Origin of the sequence: Mycobacterium sp. ITM-2016-00316, from assembly GCF_002968335.2 — a bacterium.
Taxonomy (GTDB): Bacteria; Actinomycetota; Actinomycetes; order Mycobacteriales; family Mycobacteriaceae; genus Mycobacterium.
Map to the genome: position 1 here is coordinate 2,280,418 of NZ_CP134398.1, position 19,505 is coordinate 2,299,922.

The window sequence follows — 19,505 nt, forward strand, 5'->3', positions numbered from 1 at the left end:
AGGAGACGATCCATATGACGTCCATCGGTCTGGGCATGCCCGCCCCGCCACCGCCCACGCTGGCCCCACGCCGCAAGACCCGTCAGCTGATGGTCAAGGATGTCGGTGTCGGCAGCGAGTATCCGATCGCGGTGCAGTCGATGTGCACCACCAAGACCCACGACATCAACGCGACGCTGCAGCAGATCGCCGAATTGACCGCGTCGGGCTGCGATATCGTGCGCGTGGCCTGCCCGCGGCAGGAGGATGCCGATGCGCTGCCGGCGATCGCCAAGAAGGCCAACATCCCGGTCATCGCCGACATCCACTTCCAGCCCAAGTACATCTTTGCCGCCATCGACGCAGGCTGCGCCGCGGTTCGGGTCAACCCGGGCAATATCAAGGAGTTCGACGGCCGGGTCAAAGAGGTCGCGAAAGCGGCTGCGGCCGCGAACATCCCGATCCGCATCGGGGTCAACGCCGGCTCGCTCGACCCCCGCCTGATGAAGAAGTACGGCAAGGCCACCCCGGAGGCGCTGGTCGAATCGGCGCTGTGGGAGGCCTCCCTGTTCGAGGAACACGGCTTCGGCGATATCAAGATCAGCGTCAAGCACAACGATCCGGTGATCATGGTGGCCGCCTACGAGCAACTGGCCGAGCGATGCGATTACCCGCTGCACCTCGGTGTCACCGAGGCCGGGCCGGCCTTCCAGGGCACCATCAAGTCCGCGGTGGCCTTCGGCGCGCTGCTGTCCAAGGGCATCGGTGACACCATCCGGGTGTCGCTGTCGGCGCCGCCGATCGAGGAGATCAAGGTCGGCAACCAGATCCTGGAGTCGCTGAACCTGCGTCCGCGGGGCCTGGAGATCGTGTCCTGCCCGTCCTGCGGGCGTGCCCAGGTGGACGTCTACAAACTCGCCAACGAGGTGTCCGCGGGTCTGGAGGGCATGGAGATCCCGTTGCGCGTCGCGGTGATGGGCTGCGTCGTCAACGGACCCGGCGAGGCGCGCGAGGCCGACCTCGGCGTGGCCTCGGGGAACGGCAAGGGGCAGATCTTCGTCAAGGGCGAGGTGATCAAGACGGTGCCGGAGGCGATGATCGTCGAGACGCTGATCGAAGAGGCCATGCGCATCGCCGAGGAGTCCGAGGCCGCAGGAACTTCCTCCGGACCGCCGGTTGTCACCGTAAGCTGAAGTTCGGCCCTGTGAGCGGGGTCACCTGATCCGGCTGGCCCAGAAAGAGTCCCGAATGTCGGCTCCACCGCTGTCACGTGTCACTGACGACCGACAGGTGTCGGTGGTTCGCGACCTCGATGCGGTGCGGGTGGTGCTCGAATCGGATCCGGTCGCGTCGTGCATGGTGGCCTGCCGGGTGCTCGATTTCGGTGTGGACCCCAATGCGATCGGTGGCGAGCTGTGGACGCGCCGCAACCCGGCCGAATCCCTGTGCTACTCCGGGGCGAATCTGATTCCGTTGCGCGGCAGTGCCGATGACGTGTCGGCTTTCGCCGACAAGGCGCTCAGCGCGCCACGCCGATGTTCCTCGCTGGTGGGCCGGGCCGAATTGGTGCTGCCGCTGTGGCAGCGGCTGGAACCGGGCTGGGGGACCGCGCGCGATGTCCGGGCCGACCAGCCGTTGATGGCGCTGGACGGCCCGGCGCTCTGTGCGGCCGACCCGTTCGTGCGGCCGGTCCGGATGGAGGAGTTGGACGCCTACCTGGTCGCGGCGATCGAGATGTTCATCGGTGAGGTGGGCATCGACCCGCGCCTGGGCGACGGTGGCCGCAGCTACCGGCGCCGGGTGGCGGGTCTGATCGCGGCGGGCCGGGCCTGGGCGCGGTTCGAGCGCGGCGAGGTCGTGTTCAAGGCCGAGATCGGTTCGCAGTCGCCGACCGTCGGCCAGATCCAAGGCGTCTGGGTGCACCCGCAATGGCGGGGCCGCGGACTCGGGGCGGCGGGCACCGCCACGGTGTCGGAGGCGGTGCTGCGCGGCGGGCGGATCGCCAGCCTGTACGTCAACGGATTCAACGAAGTCGCCCGGGCCGCCTACGCAAAGATCGGTTTCACCCAGGTCGGCACGTTTGCGACCATCCTGCTCGACTGAGCATCTCGAGGGCATCACGGTTCCGTCTCGGTGCGCCTGCGGCGGATGCGACCGTCACGCTCGTAACATCAGCCACAATGACATCGCTGGCATCAATAACCTCAACAGCATCACGGGCATCTCGCGTGCTGAGCATGGCCGCGATCTTCGTCGCCCTGGCGACGGTTGCTTCCCTCACTGCCTGCACGCCCAAACCGGATGGGCCCGAACCGATTGCCGCGCAGTTCTTCGAGGCGCTGGTCACCGGGGACACGGCCGGTGCCGCTCACCTGTCCGACAAGCCGGCCGAGGCGCAGTCCGCCCTCAACGAGGCGTGGTCCGGGCTACAGGCCCGGCGGCTGGACACCCAGATCACCGGCTCCAAGTACGCGCTGGACACCGGCACCGTGAAGTTCCGCTACACCTGGCACCTGCCGAAGGACCGGACCTGGACCTACGACGGCGAGCTCAACATGGTGCGCAACGAGGGCCTGTGGCAGGTGCGCTGGAATGCCACCGCGCTGCATCCGGGGCTGGGCGCCAACCAGACGCTGGCGCTGCGCGCCGATCCGCCGGGACGGGCCTCGGTCAACGAGCGCGGCGGCAGCGATGTGCTGGTGCCCGGATACCTCTATCACTACGCGCTGGATGCCAGGGCGGCCGGCGCCGACCTGATGCCCACCGCCCGCGCGGTCGCCGATGCGCTGCGCCCGTTCGACAACACCATGGACGCCCAGCGGCTCGCCGAAGAAGCCAGCTCGCGCACCACCCCGCTGAGCCTGATCACGCTGCGCAAAAGCGACTACGACCAGGTGTTCCCCGCGATCGCCAACCGGCCCGGTGTGGTCATCACCCCGCAACCCGAGATGCTGGCCACCGACGACACCTTCGCGCCCGCCATCGTGACGGAGGTCAAGAAGGCCGTCACGCAGGACCTGGTCGGGGAGCCCGGCTGGCGGGTGGTCAGCGTCAATCAGAACGGCGTGGACGTCGCCGTGCTCAACGAGGAGTCCGGAACCCCGGCACCCTCGGTGACCATCAGCCTGGACCGTGCCGTGCAGAACGCCGCCCAGGACGCGGTGGACATGGTGGGCAAGAAGGCGATGATCGTCGCGATCAAACCGTCGACCGGCGAGATCCTGGCCGTCGCGCAGAACGCCGCCGCCGATGTCGACGGGCCGACGGCCACCATGGGCCTGTACCCACCGGGGTCGACATTCAAGATCGTCACCGCCGCCGCCGCGCTGGAACGCGATATGGCCACCCCGAACACCCTGCTGGGCTGCCCGGGCACACTCGATATCGGCCATCGCACCGTCACCAACTACAACGCCTTCGACCTGGGCACGGTGCCGCTGTCGCGGGCGTTCGCGAACTCCTGCAACACCACCTTCGCCGAACTGGCCAGCACCATGCCGCCGCGGGGCCTGACCACCGCGGCCGCCCAATACGGCATAGGTCCCGACTTTGTCGTCGACGGGGTGCCGACGGTGACCGGATCGGTGCCCCCGACGGTGGATCTGGCCGAGCGCACCGAGGACGGCTTCGGGCAGGGCAAGGTGCTGGCCAGCCCCTTCGGCATGGCCATGGTCGCCGCGACGGTGGCGGCCGGCAGGACGCCGGTGCCGCACCTGATCGAGGGACGCGAGACCGAGGTGAACGGACAGACCGGCGAGCCGCTGAGCCCGGAGATCATCGACGGTCTGCGCCCGATGATGCGGCTGGTGGTGACCAACGGCACCGCCAAGGACCTCAATGGACTCGGCGATGTGCGCGGCAAAACCGGTGAGGCGGAGTTCAACGGCGGCTCGCATGCCTGGTTCACCGGATACCGCGGCGATATGGCGTTCGCAGCGCTCATCGTCGGCGGCGGCAGCTCCGAGTACGCGGTGCGGATGTGCCGCGACATGCTCAACGGATTGCCGCCGGATTATCTGGCCTAATCTGTCTGTGGGATGAACAACGACGACCTCACGACACTGCGGGTGTCCGACGCCGACCGCAACGGCACCCTGCGACGGCTGCACAATGCGGTTGCCCTCGGGCTGATCGACATCGGTGAGTTCGAGGAACGCTCGGCGCTGGTGTCGCAGGCCCGGCTGCACACCGATCTGGAAGCGCTCGTCGGTGATCTGCCCGGCCCCGGCGCCATCATCACCTCGGCCGCCGACCGGGTCGAGCTGCGCGGTGTGCTTGGCTCGCTGAAACGTCATGGGGAATGGGTGGTTCCGACCCGGCTGGCGCTGCACCGGCGGATGGGGTCGGTGGATCTGGACCTGACCCGGGCGCGGTTCGCGGGCCCGATGATCGTGGTGGAACTCGACATGCGATTCGGTGGTCTGGACCTGCGTCTGCCCGATGGCGCGAGCGCCTCCATCGACGATGTCGAGGTCGTGGTGGGCAGCGCCAATGACCATCGTCGCGACGCGCCCGCCGAGGGCACCCCGCATATCGTGCTCACCGGAAAGGTGGTGTGCGGTTCGGTGGATATCCGTGGGCCACGCCGGAACTGGAAGCCCGGTTTTCGCCGGTCCTAACGCGGTTCGAGCACCGCGAAGGTCAGCGTCGCGCGCGCGGCGAGTCGGTCGCGGGTGACATCGGTGACATCGACCGAGGTCACGATGAGCCGTTTCCCGGACCGCACGATCCTGGCCTCGGCGCGGGCGGTGCCCATGATCGGCGCCAGGAAATGGATGTTGAGATCGGCGGTCGTCACGTCGTGCCCCGCGCCGCTGGCAGTGCCGGCCAGCATGCCCGCCGCGATATCGATGAGCGTCGCGACCAGTCCGCCCTGCAGCGCGCCGCGGACGTTGGCGAGATCCGGCCGGTTCTCCATCTCCAGCACCAGCCGGTCATCGGTCGATTCGAGCTCCCGGTAACCCAGCCGGTTCAGGATGTGCGTTTCGCTCACCGCCGTACGGTAACACCATTACCACCTGCGGAGAGTGCCGCTCTCCGGGGGAGCGGTGAGCGGCCATACGGTGTCCCGGTGGTCGGCGATTAGGCTGTCAGCATGCCTGTTCGCACGCCCCTTCGGTCCGGTGAGATCTCTCCGACGCTGCCGGTGCCCAAGTCCATCCCGCGTCCGGAGTACGCGTGGAAGCCGACGGCGATCGAGGGCCACGAGCCGTGGGTGCAGACCCCGGAGGTCATCGAGAAGATGCGGGTGGCCGGGCAGATCGCGGCCGGGGCGCTCGCCGAGGCCGGCAAGGCCGTCGCCCCCGGGGTGACCACCGACCACTTGGACCGCGTCGCGCACGAATACATGCTCGACCACCACGCGTACCCGTCCACCCTGGGCTACAAGGGATTTCCCAAGTCCTGCTGCACCTCGCTGAACGAGGTCATCTGCCACGGCATCCCGGACTCCACCGTCATCGAGGACGGTGACATCGTCAACATCGACGTCACCGCCTACCGCGACGGTGTGCACGGCGACACCAACGCCACCTTCCTGGCCGGCGATGTGTCCGAGGAGCACCGGTTACTGGTCGAACGCACCCACGAGGCGACCATGCGCGCCATCAAGGCCGTCAAACCCGGCCGGGCGTTGTCCATCGTCGGCCGGGTCATCGAGGCCTATGCGAACCGGTTCGGCTACAACGTGGTCCGCGATTTCACCGGCCACGGCATCGGCGAGACGTTCCATAACGGACTGGTGGTGCTGCACTACGACCAGCCCGCCGTGGAGACCGTCATCGAACCCGGCATGACCTTCACCATCGAACCGATGATCAACCTCGGCGCGCTGGACTACGAGATCTGGGACGACGGCTGGACGGTGGCGACCCGCGACCACAAGTGGACCGCCCAGTTCGAGCACACGCTGGTGGTCACCGAGGACGGTGCCGAGATCCTGACGCTCGTGTGAGCGCGCTGCTGATCGCCGGCACCACCTCGGACGCCGGTAAGTCGATGGTGGTCGCCGGGCTGTGCAGGCTGCTGGCGCGCAGGGGGATTCGGGTCGCGCCGTTCAAGGCGCAGAACATGAGCAACAACTCCGCCGTCACGGTCGAGGGCGGGGAGATCGGGCGGGCCCAGGCCATGCAGGCGCGCGCCGCCGGGCTGGCGCCCAGCGTGCGGTTCAACCCGGTGCTGCTCAAACCGGGCAGCGACCGGACATCGCAACTGGTGGTGCGCGGGCAGGTCGCCGGCACCATGGCCGCCGGTGACTACCTGACCAGGCGGCGACAGCTCGCCGATGTCGTCAACGGTGAATTAGCCGCGCTGCGAACAGAATTCGATGTCGTCATCTGCGAGGGGGCCGGGTCGCCCGCCGAGATCAACCTGCGGGCCACCGACCTGGCCAACATGGGGCTGGCACGCGCCGGTGAACTGCCGGTGGTGGTGGTCGGCGATATCGACCGCGGCGGACTGCTGGCCCACCTGTTCGGGACCGTCGCCGTGCTCGAACCCGAGGATCAGCGGCTGATCAGCGGATTCCTGGTCAACAAGTTCCGCGGCGATCCGGCGCTGCTGGAGCCGGGCCTGCGTCAACTGCAGGACCTGACCGGTCGCCCCACCTACGGGGTCATCCCGTACCTGGACGGTCTGTGGCTGGACACCGAGGACTCGCTGTCGGTGCAGGCCGGGCAGAGCCTCGGGCAGCCGGTCGCCCCCCGCGGAACCGACTGGCTGACGGTGGCCGCGGTGCGCCTGCCGCGCATCTCGAACTCCACCGACGTCGAGGCGCTGGCCTGCGAGCCGGGGGTGGCGGTGCGCTGGGTGGCCGACGCCGCCGAGATCGCCGACGCCGATGTGGTGGTGCTGCCCGGCAGCAAGGCCACGGTGTCCGACCTGGCGTGGCTGCGTGAGCGGGGCCTGGCCGCCGCGGTGCGCGAGCACGCGGCGGCGGGCCGGCCGGTGCTCGGTGTGTGCGGCGGGTTCCAGATGCTGTGCCGGTCCATCGAGGACGCCGTCGAATCCGGTGCCGGGGCCCTCGACGGACTCGGGCTGCTCGACGCCGACATCGTGTTCGCGCCGGAGAAGACATTGCGGCACTGGGAAACCCCGCTGCACGGTTACGAGATCCATCACGGGCAGGTGACCCGCAGCGGCGATGACGACTGGCTGGGCGTCGGGATCCGCCGCGGCGCGGTCTACGGCACGCACTGGCACGGACTGCTCGACAACGATGCCCTCCGGCGGGCCTGGCTGGCCGAGGTTGCCGAAGCGGCGGGCCGCTCCGGTTTCGAGGTGGCCGATGACGTCAGCGTGCTCGCCCGCCGTGACGCCCAGTTGGACCTGATGGCCGATGCGCTGACCGCCCACGTCGACCTCGATGCGCTGCTGGGACTGCTCGACGGTGCTCCACCACGGCCGGTGATCGGCTCGGCGCTGGGTAGCCTGGGGCCATGACGAGACGGCTGCCGGCACTGCTCACGGTGCTGGCCGCGCTGACCGGCTGCGGCAGCACCGTTGCGGGCAGCCCGACGTGGCCGGGGGAGCGACTGGAACGGGTGCTGCTGAGCGCGGCGGATTTCCCGCCGGGCGTGCAGTTCGACCGCATCATCGAGAACCCCGGTGAACCCGACGGCGCGGGGGCCCCGCCGGCGATGCTGTCCGATCCGCCCGGCTGCAGCGAGGGCTTCACCAAGGTGATCACGGCATCCGCCGAGCGCGGCGCGGGCAGTGCCGCCAAATACACCGTCAGCTATGACGGCGCGCGGATGCTGGTGACCGTGCTGAGTTGGCCGTTGGACATGGCGGGGCTGGAGGCGACCGCGCAGAAGTGCGCCACCTTCAAGACCTACTTCGACCGCAACGCCGCACCCATCCCGATGACCACGCAGCGCCTGGACTCCGAGCGCCCGGACGCGCTGGTGTACCAGCAGACGATGGATCTCGCCGGCGCGCAGAGCAGTGTCTGGTTCTCCTTCGAGAACGTCGATTCGATGGCGGTTTTCGCCGTCGCGTTCCCGACGCCGAACCCGGCGATCGGAGTCAAAGCCACGCTGCCGCAGACCTTTCTGGATGTCACGGGCAAACAGGCACAACGTCTGCAGACACCGTAGATGGCGCACCTGAAAGACCGGGAAAACGCCTGCACCGGGCCCGCGGATGTCCTAGCGTGACCCCCATGCCCCCCGAGACCGCTGGGTCCACCGTGACCGTCGACGGTGTCCCCTTCGCCGTCGAGGTCGCGGGCCCGGAGAACGCCGGCGTGGTGGTGCTGCTGGGTTCGGTCCAGCACGCACCGGCCGCCTACGACGCGGTCTGCCAGCGGCTGCACACCGCGTCGCTGCGCACCGTCGTCATCGCCCCGTCGCCACGTCTGACCGCGGGTTCGGTGATCGCCATCCTGGACGCCCTGCAGGTGCGCTGGGGCACCCTGGTCGGCGACCGGGTCGGGGCCGAGCTGGCCTGGGAGCTGGCCGCCACCCGGCTGGACCGGTTCACCGGGCTGGTCGTGATCGACCGCGGGCACCCGCGCGCACCCGACGAGGCCGGCGCCGTCCGCGACGAGAACTGCCCGCCGGTGGAGGTGGCCACCACCGCACTGGTGAGCACCGCGGCGGCCGCGAAGGTGGCGCGTGCCAGCCAGCGCTTCGTCTACGGCGATTTCCGGCTGGTCGAGTTGCTCGGGCGGCGCAATGCCGGCGAATCCACCGCGCAGCTGGCCGCCGAGATCGTGATGCGCACCAGCACCTGGTGACGGCGGGGTGCTCTCGCATTCCATTGGTCTGATGGCCTACCTTTAGAGGTGGCGCCGGTTCACCGCCGATCCCGCGCCGTAGCCGACGAGGGAGTGCGCCCCATGGTTGACACCGGAATGCTGTCGCAGACCGATCTGGAACAGCTCGTCGCCGCCCGCGAGATCGACACCGTCATCGTCGCGTTCCCCGACATGCAGGGCCGGCTCATCGGTAAGCGGGTGTCTGCACGGCTGTTCGTCGAAGAGGTCGCCGCGCACGGCGCCGAGTGTTGCAACTACCTGCTGGCCGTCGATGTCGACATGAACACCGTCGAGGGCTATGCGATGTCGAGCTGGGAGACCGGCTACGGCGACATGGTCATGACCCCGGATTTCGCCACCCTGCGCCTGCTGCCGTGGCTGCCGGGCACCGCGCTGGTGATGGCCGATCTGTCCTTCACCGACGGCAGGCCCGTCGTGGTCTCCCCGCGCACCATCCTGCGCACCCAGCTCGACCGGCTGGCCGAACGCGGGCTGACCGCGTTCGTCGGTACCGAGCTGGAGTTCATGGTGTTCGACGACACCTACCGAGACGCCTGGAAAGCCGGTTACCGGAACCTGACACCGGCCACCGATTACAACATCGACTACGCCATGCTGGCGTCGACCCGGATGGAGCCGCTGCTGCGCGATATCCGCCTCGGCATGGACGGTGCGGGCATGTATTGCGAGGGGGTGAAGGGCGAGTGCAACCTGGGGCAGCAGGAGATCGCGTTCCGCTATGACGAGGCCCTGGTCACCTGTGACAACCACACCATCTACAAGAACGGTGCCAAGGAGATCGCGGACCAGCACGGCAAGTCCCTGACCTTCATGGCCAAGTTCGACGAGCGCGAAGGCAACAGCTGCCACATCCACATCTCGCTGCGCGGCACGGACGGGGCCGCCGTCTTCGCCGATGAGGACGATCCGGACGGCATGTCGGCGATGTTCCGCAGTTTCGTGGCCGGACAGATCGCCACGCTGCGCGAGCTCGCCTTCTTCTATGCGCCGAATATCAACTCCTACAAGCGTTTCGCCGACGGCAGCTTCGCACCGACCGCCATCGCCTGGGGGATGGACAACCGCACCTGCGCGCTGCGGGTGGTCGGGCACGGCCTCGGGATGCGGGTGGAGTGCCGGGCGCCCGGTGGCGATGTCAACCAGTACCTGGCCGTCGCGGCGCTGATCGCCGGTGGTCTGCACGGTATCGAGGAGGGCCTGGAACTGGAGGACGCCTGCACCGGCAACGCCTACACCGGTGGTGCAGAGAAGCTTCCGCAGACCCTGGCCGAGTCGGCCGCGCTGTTCGAGCACTCCGAGGTGGCCAAGGCCGCATTCGGCGACGAGGTCGTGGCCCACTACCTGAACAACGCGCACATCGAACTCGCCGCCTTCAATGCCGCGGTCACCGACTGGGAGAGGGTGCGCGGCTTTGAGCGGCTCTGACAATGACGAGCTCAGACCCGATTCAATTCCCGGGTCGCTACGCTCTCCCCCGCAAGCGGGAGGTGCCCCCAGCCCGCCGGTACTGGGCCTGACCACCTACCTGCAGCGCGCCCAGACCGGCGTCTGGGACGTCGATGCCAGCTTCCTGCCCGCCATCTACATCGACGGCGTCAACCGCGGCGGTGCCACCGCGATGCTGTTGCCGCCGCAACCCGGCGGCACCGGGGCGGCCGAGCGCATCCTGGATGGGATCGACGGTCTGATCATCACCGGCGGACGCGATGTCAACCCGGAAAGCTATGGCAGCCAACGGCACCCGACCACCGATGAACCGATGGGGGAACGGGACTCCTGGGAGTTCGCACTGCTCAACGCCGCGCTGCGGCGCGGGATGCCGGTGCTCGGAATCTGCCGCGGCGCCCAGGTGCTCAACGTCGCGCTCGGCGGCACGCTGCACCAGCACCTGCCCGATGTGCTCGGGCACAGCCGCCACCAGCAGGGCAATGCGGTGTTCAGCACCTCCTCGGTGCGCACCGTGCCCGGCACCCGGCTCGCCGCGATCATCGGTGAGACCTCCGATGCGCAGTGCTACCACCACCAGGCGATCGACCGGCTCGGTGACGGGCTGATCATCAGCGCCCGCGACACCGCCGACGGTGTCATCGAGGCGGTCGAAATCGAGGGCGACACCTTCGTGCTCGCGGTGCAGTGGCATCCCGAGGAGCGGCTCGACGATGTGCGCCTGTTCACGGCGGTGGCCGAGGCGGCCCGCGAATACACCACAGAAAGGGCATCCCGATGAGCACCTCGACGGTCATCAACCCGGCCACCGAGGACGTCGTGGGTGATGTCGAACTGCTCGACGTCGACGCGGTGGATGATGCGGTGGCGCGTGCGGTCGTCGCGCAGCGACGGTGGGGCCGGCTCGCGCCGGCCGAGCGGGCCGGCGCGCTGCGGGCCTTCGCCGCAGTGGTCGACGCCCATATCGGTGAGCTCGCCGCCCTGGAGGTCGCCAATTCCGGGCATCCGATCGGGCAGGCCGAATGGGAGGCCGGGCACGTCCGCGATGTGCTGACCTACTACGCGGCCAGCCCGGAACGCCTTATCGGCCAGCAAATCCCGGTGGCCGGCGGTATCGACATCACCTTCAACGAGCCGCTCGGGGTCGTCGGCATCATCACGCCGTGGAACTTCCCGATGACCATCGCGTCGTGGGGATTCGCCCCGGCGCTGGCCGCAGGCAACGCCGTGGTGCTCAAGCCGGCCGAATGGACGCCGCTGACCAGCCTGCGCCTCGCCGAGCTGGCCGTCGCGGCCGGACTGGACCCCGACCTGTTCCAGGTGCTGCCGGGTGCCGGACCGGTCGTCGGGATGCGTTTCGTCACCCACCCGCAGGTGCGCAAGATCGTGTTCACCGGATCCACCGCCGTCGGTACCCGCGTGATGGCCGGTGCCGCCGCGCAGGTCAAACGCGTCACCCTGGAACTGGGCGGCAAGAGCGCCAATATCGTGTTCGACGACTGCGACCTGGAACGGGCGGCCGCCACGGCCCCCTACGGCGTGTTCGACAATGCCGGCCAGGACTGCTGCGCACGTAGCCGGATCCTGGTGCAGCGCAACGTCTACGACCGCTTCATGGAGCTGCTGGAGCCGGCCGTGGCGGGTGTGAAGGTCGGCGACCCGACCTCCCGCGACACCGAAATGGGTCCGCTGGTGTCGCGCAAGCACTGGGACTCGGTGCGCGGCTTCGTCCCCGAGGACGCACCGGTGGCCTTCCGGGGATCGGCCCCGTCCGGACCCGGGTTCTGGTTCCCGCCAACGGTGTTGACACCGCAGCGCACCGATCGGACCGTCACCGAGGAGATCTTCGGGCCGGTGGTCACGGTGCTGGCGTTCGAGGACGAGGCCGACGCCATCGGCCTGGCCAATGACACCAGTTACGGGCTGTCCGGATCGATCTGGACCGAGAACGTGTCACGGGCACTGCGGGTCTCGCGTGCGGTGGAGGCCGGCAACCTGAGCGTCAACTCGCACTCATCGGTGCGCTACAGCACCCCGTTCGGCGGTTTCAAACAGTCCGGCCTCGGCCGCGAACTGGGTCCCGATGCGCCACTGCACTTCACCGAAACCAAGAACGTTTTCATTGCGATTGGAGAAATCTAGATGGATCTGACCCAGCGACTCAAGGACAAGGTCGCCGTGATCACCGGCGGCGCCAGCGGTATCGGACTGGCGGCCGCCAAGCGCATGCAGGCCGAGGGCGCGATCGTGGTTATCGGCGATGTGGACCCGGCCGCGGGCAAGACCGTCGCCAACGATCTGAACGTCCAGTTCGTGCAGGTCGACGTGTCCGATCCGGCCGCGGTGGACAACCTGTTCGACACCGCCTACGACGTGCACGGCGGGGTGGACATCGCGTTCAACAACGCCGGGATCAGCCCGCCCGAGGACGATCTGATCGAGAACACCAGCCTCGACGCGTGGCAACGGGTGCAGGACGTCAACCTCAAATCGGTGTTCCTGTGCTCCAAGGCGGCGCTGCGGCACATGGTGCCGGCCCAGAAGGGGTCGATCATCAACACCGCATCGTTTGTGGCGGTGCTCGGCTCGGCGACCTCGCAGATCTCCTACACCGCCTCCAAGGGCGGCGTGCTCGCGATGTCGCGCGAGCTCGGCGTGCAGTACGCCCGCCAGGGCATCCGGGTCAACGCACTGTGCCCGGGCCCGGTGAACACCCCACTGCTCAAGGAACTGTTCGCCAAGGACCCCGAACGTGCGGCACGTCGGCTGGTGCACGTGCCGGTGGGCCGGTTCGCCGAGCCCGAGGAACTGGCGGCCGCGGTGGCGTTCCTGGCCAGCGATGACGCGTCCTTCATCACCGGATCGAGCTTCCTGGTCGACGGCGGTATCAGTTCTGCCTACGTCACACCGCTGTGAGACAGATCCGGCCATGACCTCCCCACCGGATCCGCAGACGACGTCGGGAAGCCTGCTTCGACCGGTGCGGCTGGGCAACGCCTTCGAGGACACCGTCGCGCGGCTGCTGCAGACCATCCGGCTCGGGGTGCTGGCGCCCGGTGAGTCACTGCCACCGGAACGCGAGTTGGCGGCGCGGCTCGGCGTCAGCCGGGACACCGTCCGGGAGGCCATCAAATCGCTGGCCGAGGCCGGCTATCTGGTGTCACGGCGCGGACGGTACGGCGGCACCTTTCTTGCCGACGAGATACCCAGGCTCGCGCCCGGCACCGAGGATGTCACGCGGGCCGATCTCGACGACGCGCTGCGGTTGCGCGAAATCCTCGAGGTGGGGGCGGCGCGGTCGGCGGCGGGCCGCACGCTCACCGAGGCCGAGGCCGCCCAGTTGCGCTGCCGGCTCGATGATGTGCGCGGCGCCGCCCCCGGGGATTACCGGCGGCTGGACTCGCGGCTGCATCTGGCGATCGCGGAGGCGGCGGGCTCGGTGTCGCTGGTGCCGCTGGTGGCCGAGAACCGGATGCGGGTCAACGCCCTGCTGGACCAGATCCCGCTGCTGCCCCGCAACATCGCGCACTCCGACGAACAGCACGAGGCGATCGTGGGTGCCATCCTCACCGGCGACGCCGCTGCGGCGGCCGACGCCATGTGCGCGCACCTGGCCGGCTCGGCGGCGCTGCTGCACGGCTTCCTGGACTGACCCGTACTAGATTGCCTGTCATGGAGGATGCGTCGGTGGTGCAGCAGGCGTCATCGGCGCTTGCCGACGTCGACACCTCCGAATGGGCACGCCGGTTCGATCTGCTCTCCGATCCGCATCGCCTGGAGATCCTGCTCAGTCTGCACCGGGTTCCCGGCATCTGCGTCAGCGACCTGGCCGCCGCGCTGGGACGATCGGAAAACGCGGTGTCCCAGGCGCTTCGGGTGCTGCGCGGACAGGGCTGGGTGACCAGCAGCCGGGCGGGCCGTTCGGTCAGCTATCGGCTGGCCGACGAGATCGTGCACGACCTGCTGCATTGGATCGGTGCGAGCCACAACTGACTGGCGATTTCGGAGATATCGGGCCGCATTCGGATCACCATGGGTTCATGGACGCCAATGAATCCGACGCGGCCGACGCCGACCGCGCACTCAAGATCAAGCATCGTGCACTGTGGGCATCCGGCGACTATGTCGCCGTTGCCACCGAACTCATCCCCGAACTCGGTCCGGAACTGGTGCGGGCCTGCCGCGTCGGCGCCGGTGACCGGGTTCTCGACGTCGCCGCGGGCGCGGGAAATGCCGCCATCCCGGCCGCGCGCGCCGGGGCATCGGTGACCGCCGCCGACCTCACCCCGGAACTGTTCGCGGCGGGCCGTGCCCGCGCGGTGCAGGAGGGTGTGGAGGTGGACTGGCAGGAGGCCGACGCGGAGGCGCTACCGTTCGAGGACGACGCCTTCGACATCGTGATGTCCTGCGTCGGCGTCATGTTCGCGCCCCGGCACCAGCGCAGCGCCGACGAACTCGTGCGGGTATGCCGTCCGGGCGGCACGATAGGGCTGATCAACTGGACTCCAACGGGTTTCATCGGGCGACTGTTCGCCACCATGAAACCCTTCGCGCCGCCGCCACCTCCCGGTGCGAGTCCGGCACCGCTGTGGGGCGATGAAGCGCATGTGACCGAATTGTTCGGCGACCGGGTCGCCGATGTCAGCATGCGGCGCCAGACGGTGGCGCTGGATCATTGCAGCGGGCCGCTGGAGTTCCGCGAGTACTGGAAACGCAACTACGGGCCCACCATCGCGGTGTACGCATACAACGCCGACAAGCCCGAACAGGTTGCCGCGCTGGATGACGCCTTCCTCGATTTCCTGGCCTCGACCCAGCGCGACGGCCGGTGGGAGGCCGAGTACCTGCTGGTCACCGCGACCCGGCGCTGAGCTCAGTCCAGGAGGCCGAGCAGCGCGTTCTCGATCACCTCGGGCAGCGCGGGGTGAATCCAATACTGTCCGGTGGCAACCTCTTTGGCGGTCTGACCGAAGCTCATCGCCTGGATCAGCGGTTGGATGATCGAGGACGCATGGTGCCCCATGATGTGCGCGCCCAGCAACGTGCCGGTGCCGCGGTCGGCGATCAGTTTCGCGACTCCGGTGTGATCCTCCATCGCCCACCCGTAGGCGGTGGAGCCGTAATCCTGCACCTTCACCACGATGTCGTGGCCGGCCTCGCGGGCCTGGGCCTCGGTGAGGCCGACGGTGGCGATCTGGGGGTCGGTGAACACCGCCGACGGCACGAACCGGTGATCGCTGGCGACCATGCCCGCGGTGTCGTCCCAGTCGCGCAGCAGGTTGTGCCGAACCACCCGCATCTCGTGGTTGGCCACATGCTTGAGCTGATAGGCCGAGGACACGTCGCCCAGCGCCCACACCCCGCGCGCGGAGGTGCGCTGGTACTGGTCGACCACGACCATGCTGTGGTCGAGCTGGATCCCGACCAGTTCGGCGTCCAGCAGGTCGCCGTTGGGCCGGCGACCGGTGGCCACCAGCAGCATGTCGGCCGCCAACTCGGAGCCGTCGTCGAGTTCCAGGACGATACCGTCGCCGCTGCACGGGCGTGACCCGACGACGTTGGTGTGGGGCCGCAGGTCCCATTTGGCCGCCGCCAGATCGGTGAACCGGTGGCAGATCGTCTCATCGCAGTGGGTCAGCATCCCGGGGCCACGCACCACGATGGTCACTTTGACCCCGAGCGAGGAGAACACGTGGGCGAACTCCGCGGCCACGAAACCGCCGCCCACGATCACCAGATGCTCGGGCAGCGCGCTGATCCGCATGATGTCGTCACTGGTGTGGTACCGCACCCCGCAGTCGGTGATGGCGGGCGGCACGACGGCACGGGCGCCGGCGGCGATCACGACCCGATCCGAGCTGAACTCGGCGCCGTCCTCGCTGCGCAGCGTGTAGCGGCCGTCGGCGGTGCCGGTGAACCGGGTGTGGCTGCCGTACACGTCGATGTTGGGCAGGCTCCGCTTGTACGCCTCACCGCCGGAGGCGATCGGATCGATGCGGCCGAACACCCGGGAGACGATGTCGGGCCAGCGCACCTTGTCCACATGCGCGTCGATGCCGTAGCGCGCGCTCTCGCGCACCGTCTGGGCGACCTCCGCGGCGTAGACGAACATCTTGGTCGGGATGCAGCCGACGTTGAGGCAGGTGCCGCCGAAGGTGCCCTGCTCGCAGATCGCGACCCGCATATCGCCGTACCGGGCGTCGAACCCGGCATCGGGGATGCTGTTGCCCGAACCGGTGCCGATGATCGTCAGGTCGTAGTGCTCCACGCTGGGCCGCCTTATCCGGAATGTGGTGTGGTCGATGGCGTCCCGGCTTTGAGATACCAGTCCAGCCAGGTGTCGAGTTCCTGGTAGGCGGTCGCCTTGGGCTCGGCGACCGATAGAAACACATCGTGTTTGGCGTCGGTGATCGGGACCACCGTAAGCCGGTCGCCGACGCAGCCTGCCCAGCGGGCGATCTGCGCGACGTCCAGCACCGCATCGCCGCGCTGGATCAGATCGGGATCGCCGGCCTCGGTGACGCTGCGGTCCGAGCGCAGGACCAGGCTCGGCACGCCGACGTCCAGGCCGCGGTGCAGGCGCTTCTGTCCGCGCCGGATCGCGTTGATCCAGCCGAAGGTGACCGGGAATCCGCCGACGGGCTTCCAGTCCAGGTTGTAGTCGAACTCCCCGGCGAAGTCGCGGTGCAGCGTCGTCCCGTACCCACCTGTGGTCGGTCTGCGCACCACCTGCATTTTGCGGAACCGGGCCAGCGCGATGAGTGCCGCCGATGTCGGCGGGGTGCGCAGGATCGCCGGGCCGTGCAGATCGAAGAACGGGCTGTTGAGCACCAGGCCGCTGATCGGGCCCGTCGCCGAGCGCCGGCGCAGGCGGTCCAGCCACAGCGACACGATCAGCCCGCCCGCGGAATGCCCGTACATCAGCACGTCGGCGGCGCCGATGGCCTCCAGCGCCGCCTCGAGCGCCGCGTCGTAATGCGCCAGGTTGGAGGTGAAGTGCGGGGTCTGACCGTCCCGCCGGGATCGGCCGCACTTGGGCAGGTCCAGGGCGTAGCAGGCGAACCCGCGTCCGGAGAAGTGGTCGGCCAGTTCGGTGTGGAAGAAGTAGTCGGTGTAGCCGTGCACCAACAACACCGCACGATCCGGGCGGCGACCGTCCCGCGGCGGCTCGCCGCGCGAAATGAGGGTGGCGACCAGGTCGCCCTCCCCATCGGGATCGGCGCCGAGGGCCAGCGGCTGCTGCCAATAGCCAGGTAATACGTCGGGCTCCCAGCCGGTCACGGTAGCCACTGTAGTGACCTGCACGGCCCGACCGCTTGTCTTGCCACCGGCGGGATAACCTTATTGCGTGTCTGACCCGAAAGTAGCCAAGACAGACGTCGTGCTCGTCGGCGCCGGAATCATGAGCGCCACGCTCGGTGCGCTGCTGCGCCTCCTGGAACCGGACTGGTCGATCACCATGATCGAGCGCCTCGACGGTGCGGCCGCCGAGAGCAGCGATCCGTGGAACAACGCCGGCACCGGTCACTCCGCGCTGTGTGAGCTGAACTACACGCCGCAGAAGTCCGACGGCTCCATCGACATTGCCAAGGCGATCACCGTCAACGAGCAGTTCCAGGTGTCGCGCCAGTTCTGGGCCTACGCCGTCGAGAACGGTGTGCTGCCCGACGTGCGCAGCTTCCTCAACCCGATCCCGCACGTGAGCTTCGTGCACGGGGCGGCGAACGCCGAGTACCTGAAGGCGCGTTACGAGGCGCTGGTGACCAACCCGCTGTTCGCCTCGATGGAGTACATCGACGACAAGGACGAGTTCGCCCGCCGGCTGCCTTTGATGGCGGCCAAACGCGATTTCAGTGAGCCGGTCGCGCTGAACTGGACGCAGGCCGGCACCGACGTGGACTTCGGATCGCTGTCACGTCAGCTGATCGGCTACACCGCCGACAACGGCATGACCACCCTGTTCGGCCACGATGTGCGCGATCTGCACAAGGAGTCCGACGGCAGCTGGACGGTGAAGGTCGTCAACCGGCGCACCCGGGCCAAGAGCAAGATCAACGCCAAGTTCGTGTTCGTCGGCGCCGGTGGCGGCGCGCTGCCCTTGCTGCAGAAGGCCGGTATCCCGGAGGCCAAGGGCTTCGGTGGTTTCCCGGTCGGCGGCGCGTTCCTGCGCACCGGTAACCCCGAGCTGGCCGCGGCCCACCAGGCCAAGGTCTACGGCCTGCCGCCGCTGGGTGCCCCGCCGATGTCGGTGCCGCACTTGGACACCCGCGTCATCAATCACAAGTCCTGGCTGCTGTTCGGCCCGTTCGCCGGGTGGTCGCCGAAGTTCCTCAAACAGGGCAAGGTCACCGATCTGCCGCTGTCGGTCAAGCCCAACAACCTGGCCTCGATGCTGGGCGTCGGCCTGACCGAGACGGGCCTGCTGAAGTACCTGATCGGCCAGCTGCTGCTGAGCGAGAGTGCGCGCGTCGACACACTGCGCGAATTCGCGCCCAGTGCAGTCGATTCCGACTGGGAGCTGGACATCGCCGGTCAGCGGGTCCAGGTGATCCGCAGCAAGGGCGCCGGTGGCGTGCTGGAGTTCGGCACCACCGTGCTCACTGCCGGCGACGGCAGCATCGCCGGTCTGCTGGGCGCCTCACCGGGCGCCTCCACGGCCGTGCCCGCCATGCTGGAGGTGATGGAGCATTGCTTCGCCGACCAGTACCAGGGCTGGCTGCCCAAGCTCAAGGAGATGGTCCCGTCACTGGGTACCAAGCTGTCGGGAGAGCCCGCGCTGTTCCGCGAAGTGTGGGACTACGGCACCAAGGTCCTCAAGCTGGATGCTCCCGCGCCCGTATGACGGTCGCGCTGCGCCGTAGCTGGGCCAAGGATCTGGACGCCGCCACGCTCTATGAGCTGCTGAAGCTGCGTGTCGAGGTCTTCGTGGTCGAGCAGGCCTGCCCGTACCCGGAACTCGACGGCCGCGATCTGCTCGCCGAGACCCGCCATTTCTGGCTGGAAGGCGAGGGCGCTCAGGTGATCTCGACGTTGCGCCTGATGGAGGAACATCCCGGTGGGGAGAAGGTCTTCCGGATCGGGCGGGTGTGCACCAAGCGCGCCGACCGCGGGCACGGACACACCGCACGGTTGATGCAGGCCGCGATCGCCGAGGTGGGTAACTATCCGTGCCGCATCGACGCACAGACCTATCTGCAGGACATGTACGGCGCACACGGATTCGTGCGCGACGGTGACGAATATCTGGAAGACGGGATCCCGCACGTGCCGATGATCCGGCCGGGAGCAGTGGCGCTGTGAC

20 protein-coding genes are annotated in these 19,505 nt (G+C 68.4%); 17 read left to right on the forward strand and 3 right to left on the reverse strand.

Annotated elements, in window-relative coordinates; genetic code table 11:
• Positions 1-14 precede the first annotated feature (14 nt).
• The 4 genes from ispG (at position 15) to C6A86_RS10940 (ending at position 4,598) form a co-directional block, all read left to right on the forward strand.
• Positions 15-1,172 carry a flavodoxin-dependent (E)-4-hydroxy-3-methylbut-2-enyl-diphosphate synthase gene (gene ispG / locus C6A86_RS10925; protein WP_105366585.1) on the forward strand — a complete coding sequence of 386 codons (1,158 nt, stop codon included), beginning with the start codon at positions 15-17 and terminating at the stop codon, positions 1,170-1,172.
• 55 nt (positions 1,173-1,227) lie between these two features.
• Positions 1,228-2,082 carry a GNAT family N-acetyltransferase gene (locus tag C6A86_RS10930; RefSeq protein WP_105366586.1) on the forward strand — a complete coding sequence of 285 codons (855 nt, stop codon included), beginning with the start codon at positions 1,228-1,230 and terminating at the stop codon, positions 2,080-2,082.
• 134 nt (positions 2,083-2,216) lie between these two features.
• Positions 2,217-4,004, forward strand: a complete 1,788-nt coding sequence (locus C6A86_RS10935) for a penicillin-binding transpeptidase domain-containing protein (RefSeq protein ID WP_396835067.1) — start codon at positions 2,217-2,219, stop codon at positions 4,002-4,004.
• A 12-nt stretch (positions 4,005-4,016) separates the two neighbouring features.
• Positions 4,017-4,598, forward strand: coding sequence for a DUF1707 domain-containing protein (locus C6A86_RS10940; RefSeq protein WP_105366587.1), 582 nt, complete (start codon positions 4,017-4,019; stop codon positions 4,596-4,598).
• On the opposite strand, the gene C6A86_RS10945 is transcribed toward C6A86_RS10940, so the two are convergent.
• A complete protein-coding gene (locus C6A86_RS10945; protein WP_105366588.1) occupies positions 4,595-4,972 on the reverse strand; it encodes a PaaI family thioesterase in 378 nt (125 codons plus the stop codon). The two genes, C6A86_RS10940 and C6A86_RS10945, sit on opposite strands and share 4 nt — an antisense overlap.
• Before the next feature lie 102 nt (positions 4,973-5,074).
• Here C6A86_RS10945 and map point away from each other — a divergent pair, with 102 nt between their 5' ends.
• The 11 genes from map to C6A86_RS11000 all read left to right on the forward strand — a co-directional run bounded on the left by map (position 5,075) and on the right by C6A86_RS11000 (position 15,075).
• Positions 5,075-5,932: a type I methionyl aminopeptidase gene (gene map, locus C6A86_RS10950; protein WP_105366589.1), complete on the forward strand. Its 858-nt coding sequence runs from the start codon at positions 5,075-5,077 to the stop codon at positions 5,930-5,932.
• Positions 5,933-5,976: 44 nt separating this feature from the next.
• Entirely contained in the window at positions 5,977-7,419 is a 1,443-nt protein-coding gene (locus tag C6A86_RS10955; protein ID WP_105366619.1) for a cobyric acid synthase, read from the forward strand.
• Positions 7,416-8,075 (forward strand): hypothetical protein, encoded by a 660-nt coding sequence (locus C6A86_RS10960; RefSeq protein WP_105366590.1) that lies wholly within the window; start codon positions 7,416-7,418, stop codon positions 8,073-8,075. The genes C6A86_RS10955 and C6A86_RS10960 overlap by 4 nt, the downstream gene beginning before the upstream one ends.
• Positions 8,076-8,140: 65 nt before the next feature.
• A complete protein-coding gene (locus C6A86_RS10965; RefSeq protein ID WP_105366591.1) occupies positions 8,141-8,716 on the forward strand; it encodes an alpha/beta fold hydrolase in 576 nt (191 codons plus the stop codon).
• Between the two features lie 102 nt (positions 8,717-8,818).
• Positions 8,819-10,183 carry a glutamine synthetase family protein gene (locus tag C6A86_RS10970; RefSeq protein ID WP_105366592.1) on the forward strand — a complete coding sequence of 455 codons (1,365 nt, stop codon included), beginning with the start codon at positions 8,819-8,821 and terminating at the stop codon, positions 10,181-10,183.
• Entirely contained in the window at positions 10,134-10,985 is an 852-nt protein-coding gene (locus C6A86_RS10975) for a gamma-glutamyl-gamma-aminobutyrate hydrolase family protein (protein ID WP_105366620.1), read from the forward strand. Before C6A86_RS10970 ends, C6A86_RS10975 begins: the two co-directional genes overlap by 50 nt.
• Positions 10,982-12,346: an aldehyde dehydrogenase gene (locus C6A86_RS10980; RefSeq protein WP_105366593.1), complete on the forward strand. Its 1,365-nt coding sequence runs from the start codon at positions 10,982-10,984 to the stop codon at positions 12,344-12,346. Before C6A86_RS10975 ends, C6A86_RS10980 begins: the two co-directional genes overlap by 4 nt.
• Positions 12,347-13,120, forward strand: a complete 774-nt coding sequence (locus C6A86_RS10985; RefSeq protein ID WP_105366594.1) for a 3-oxoacyl-ACP reductase — start codon at positions 12,347-12,349, stop codon at positions 13,118-13,120. It abuts the gene before it with no gap.
• A 13-nt stretch (positions 13,121-13,133) separates the two neighbouring features.
• Entirely contained in the window at positions 13,134-13,856 is a 723-nt protein-coding gene (locus C6A86_RS10990) for a FadR/GntR family transcriptional regulator (RefSeq protein ID WP_105366595.1), read from the forward strand.
• A gap of 20 nt (positions 13,857-13,876) precedes the next feature.
• Positions 13,877-14,197, forward strand: coding sequence for a helix-turn-helix transcriptional regulator (locus C6A86_RS10995; RefSeq protein WP_105366596.1), 321 nt, complete (start codon positions 13,877-13,879; stop codon positions 14,195-14,197).
• Positions 14,198-14,244: 47 nt separating this feature from the next.
• Positions 14,245-15,075, forward strand: a complete 831-nt coding sequence (locus C6A86_RS11000; RefSeq protein WP_105366597.1) for a class I SAM-dependent methyltransferase — start codon at positions 14,245-14,247, stop codon at positions 15,073-15,075.
• A gap of 2 nt (positions 15,076-15,077) precedes the next feature.
• Here C6A86_RS11000 and mtr read toward each other — a convergent pair whose 3' ends face one another.
• A complete protein-coding gene (gene mtr, locus C6A86_RS11005; RefSeq protein ID WP_105366598.1) occupies positions 15,078-16,472 on the reverse strand; it encodes a mycothione reductase in 1,395 nt (464 codons plus the stop codon).
• An 11-nt stretch (positions 16,473-16,483) separates the two neighbouring features.
• Entirely contained in the window at positions 16,484-17,485 is a 1,002-nt protein-coding gene (locus tag C6A86_RS11010; protein WP_105366599.1) for an alpha/beta hydrolase, read from the reverse strand.
• A 121-nt stretch (positions 17,486-17,606) separates the two neighbouring features.
• Between C6A86_RS11010 and mqo the strand changes: the two genes are divergently transcribed.
• Positions 17,607-19,046: a malate dehydrogenase (quinone) gene (gene mqo / locus C6A86_RS11015; protein WP_396835305.1), complete on the forward strand. Its 1,440-nt coding sequence runs from the start codon at positions 17,607-17,609 to the stop codon at positions 19,044-19,046.
• Entirely contained in the window at positions 19,043-19,504 is a 462-nt protein-coding gene (locus C6A86_RS11020) for a GNAT family N-acetyltransferase (protein WP_105366601.1), read from the forward strand. The genes mqo and C6A86_RS11020 overlap by 4 nt, the downstream gene beginning before the upstream one ends.
• Position 19,505 lies beyond the last annotated feature (1 nt).

Coding starts and splice junctions, on each gene's coding strand:
- ispG (WP_105366585.1), top strand. CDS start 15: ATGACGTCCATCGGTCTGGGCATGCCCGCCCCGCCACCGCCCACGCTG.
- C6A86_RS10930 (WP_105366586.1), top strand. CDS start 1,228: ATGTCGGCTCCACCGCTGTCACGTGTCACTGACGACCGACAGGTGTCG.
- C6A86_RS10935 (WP_396835067.1), top strand. CDS start 2,217: ATGGCCGCGATCTTCGTCGCCCTGGCGACGGTTGCTTCCCTCACTGCC.
- C6A86_RS10940 (WP_105366587.1), top strand. CDS start 4,017: ATGAACAACGACGACCTCACGACACTGCGGGTGTCCGACGCCGACCGC.
- map (WP_105366589.1), top strand. CDS start 5,075: ATGCCTGTTCGCACGCCCCTTCGGTCCGGTGAGATCTCTCCGACGCTG.
- C6A86_RS10955 (WP_105366619.1), top strand. CDS start 5,977: ATGGTGGTCGCCGGGCTGTGCAGGCTGCTGGCGCGCAGGGGGATTCGG.
- C6A86_RS10960 (WP_105366590.1), top strand. CDS start 7,416: ATGACGAGACGGCTGCCGGCACTGCTCACGGTGCTGGCCGCGCTGACC.
- C6A86_RS10965 (WP_105366591.1), top strand. CDS start 8,141: ATGCCCCCCGAGACCGCTGGGTCCACCGTGACCGTCGACGGTGTCCCC.
- C6A86_RS10970 (WP_105366592.1), top strand. CDS start 8,819: ATGGTTGACACCGGAATGCTGTCGCAGACCGATCTGGAACAGCTCGTC.
- C6A86_RS10975 (WP_105366620.1), top strand. CDS start 10,134: ATGCCGCGGTCACCGACTGGGAGAGGGTGCGCGGCTTTGAGCGGCTCT.
- C6A86_RS10980 (WP_105366593.1), top strand. CDS start 10,982: ATGAGCACCTCGACGGTCATCAACCCGGCCACCGAGGACGTCGTGGGT.
- C6A86_RS10985 (WP_105366594.1), top strand. CDS start 12,347: ATGGATCTGACCCAGCGACTCAAGGACAAGGTCGCCGTGATCACCGGC.
- C6A86_RS10990 (WP_105366595.1), top strand. CDS start 13,134: ATGACCTCCCCACCGGATCCGCAGACGACGTCGGGAAGCCTGCTTCGA.
- C6A86_RS10995 (WP_105366596.1), top strand. CDS start 13,877: ATGGAGGATGCGTCGGTGGTGCAGCAGGCGTCATCGGCGCTTGCCGAC.
- C6A86_RS11000 (WP_105366597.1), top strand. CDS start 14,245: ATGGACGCCAATGAATCCGACGCGGCCGACGCCGACCGCGCACTCAAG.
- mqo (WP_396835305.1), top strand. CDS start 17,607: ATGAGCGCCACGCTCGGTGCGCTGCTGCGCCTCCTGGAACCGGACTGG.
- C6A86_RS11020 (WP_105366601.1), top strand. CDS start 19,043: ATGACGGTCGCGCTGCGCCGTAGCTGGGCCAAGGATCTGGACGCCGCC.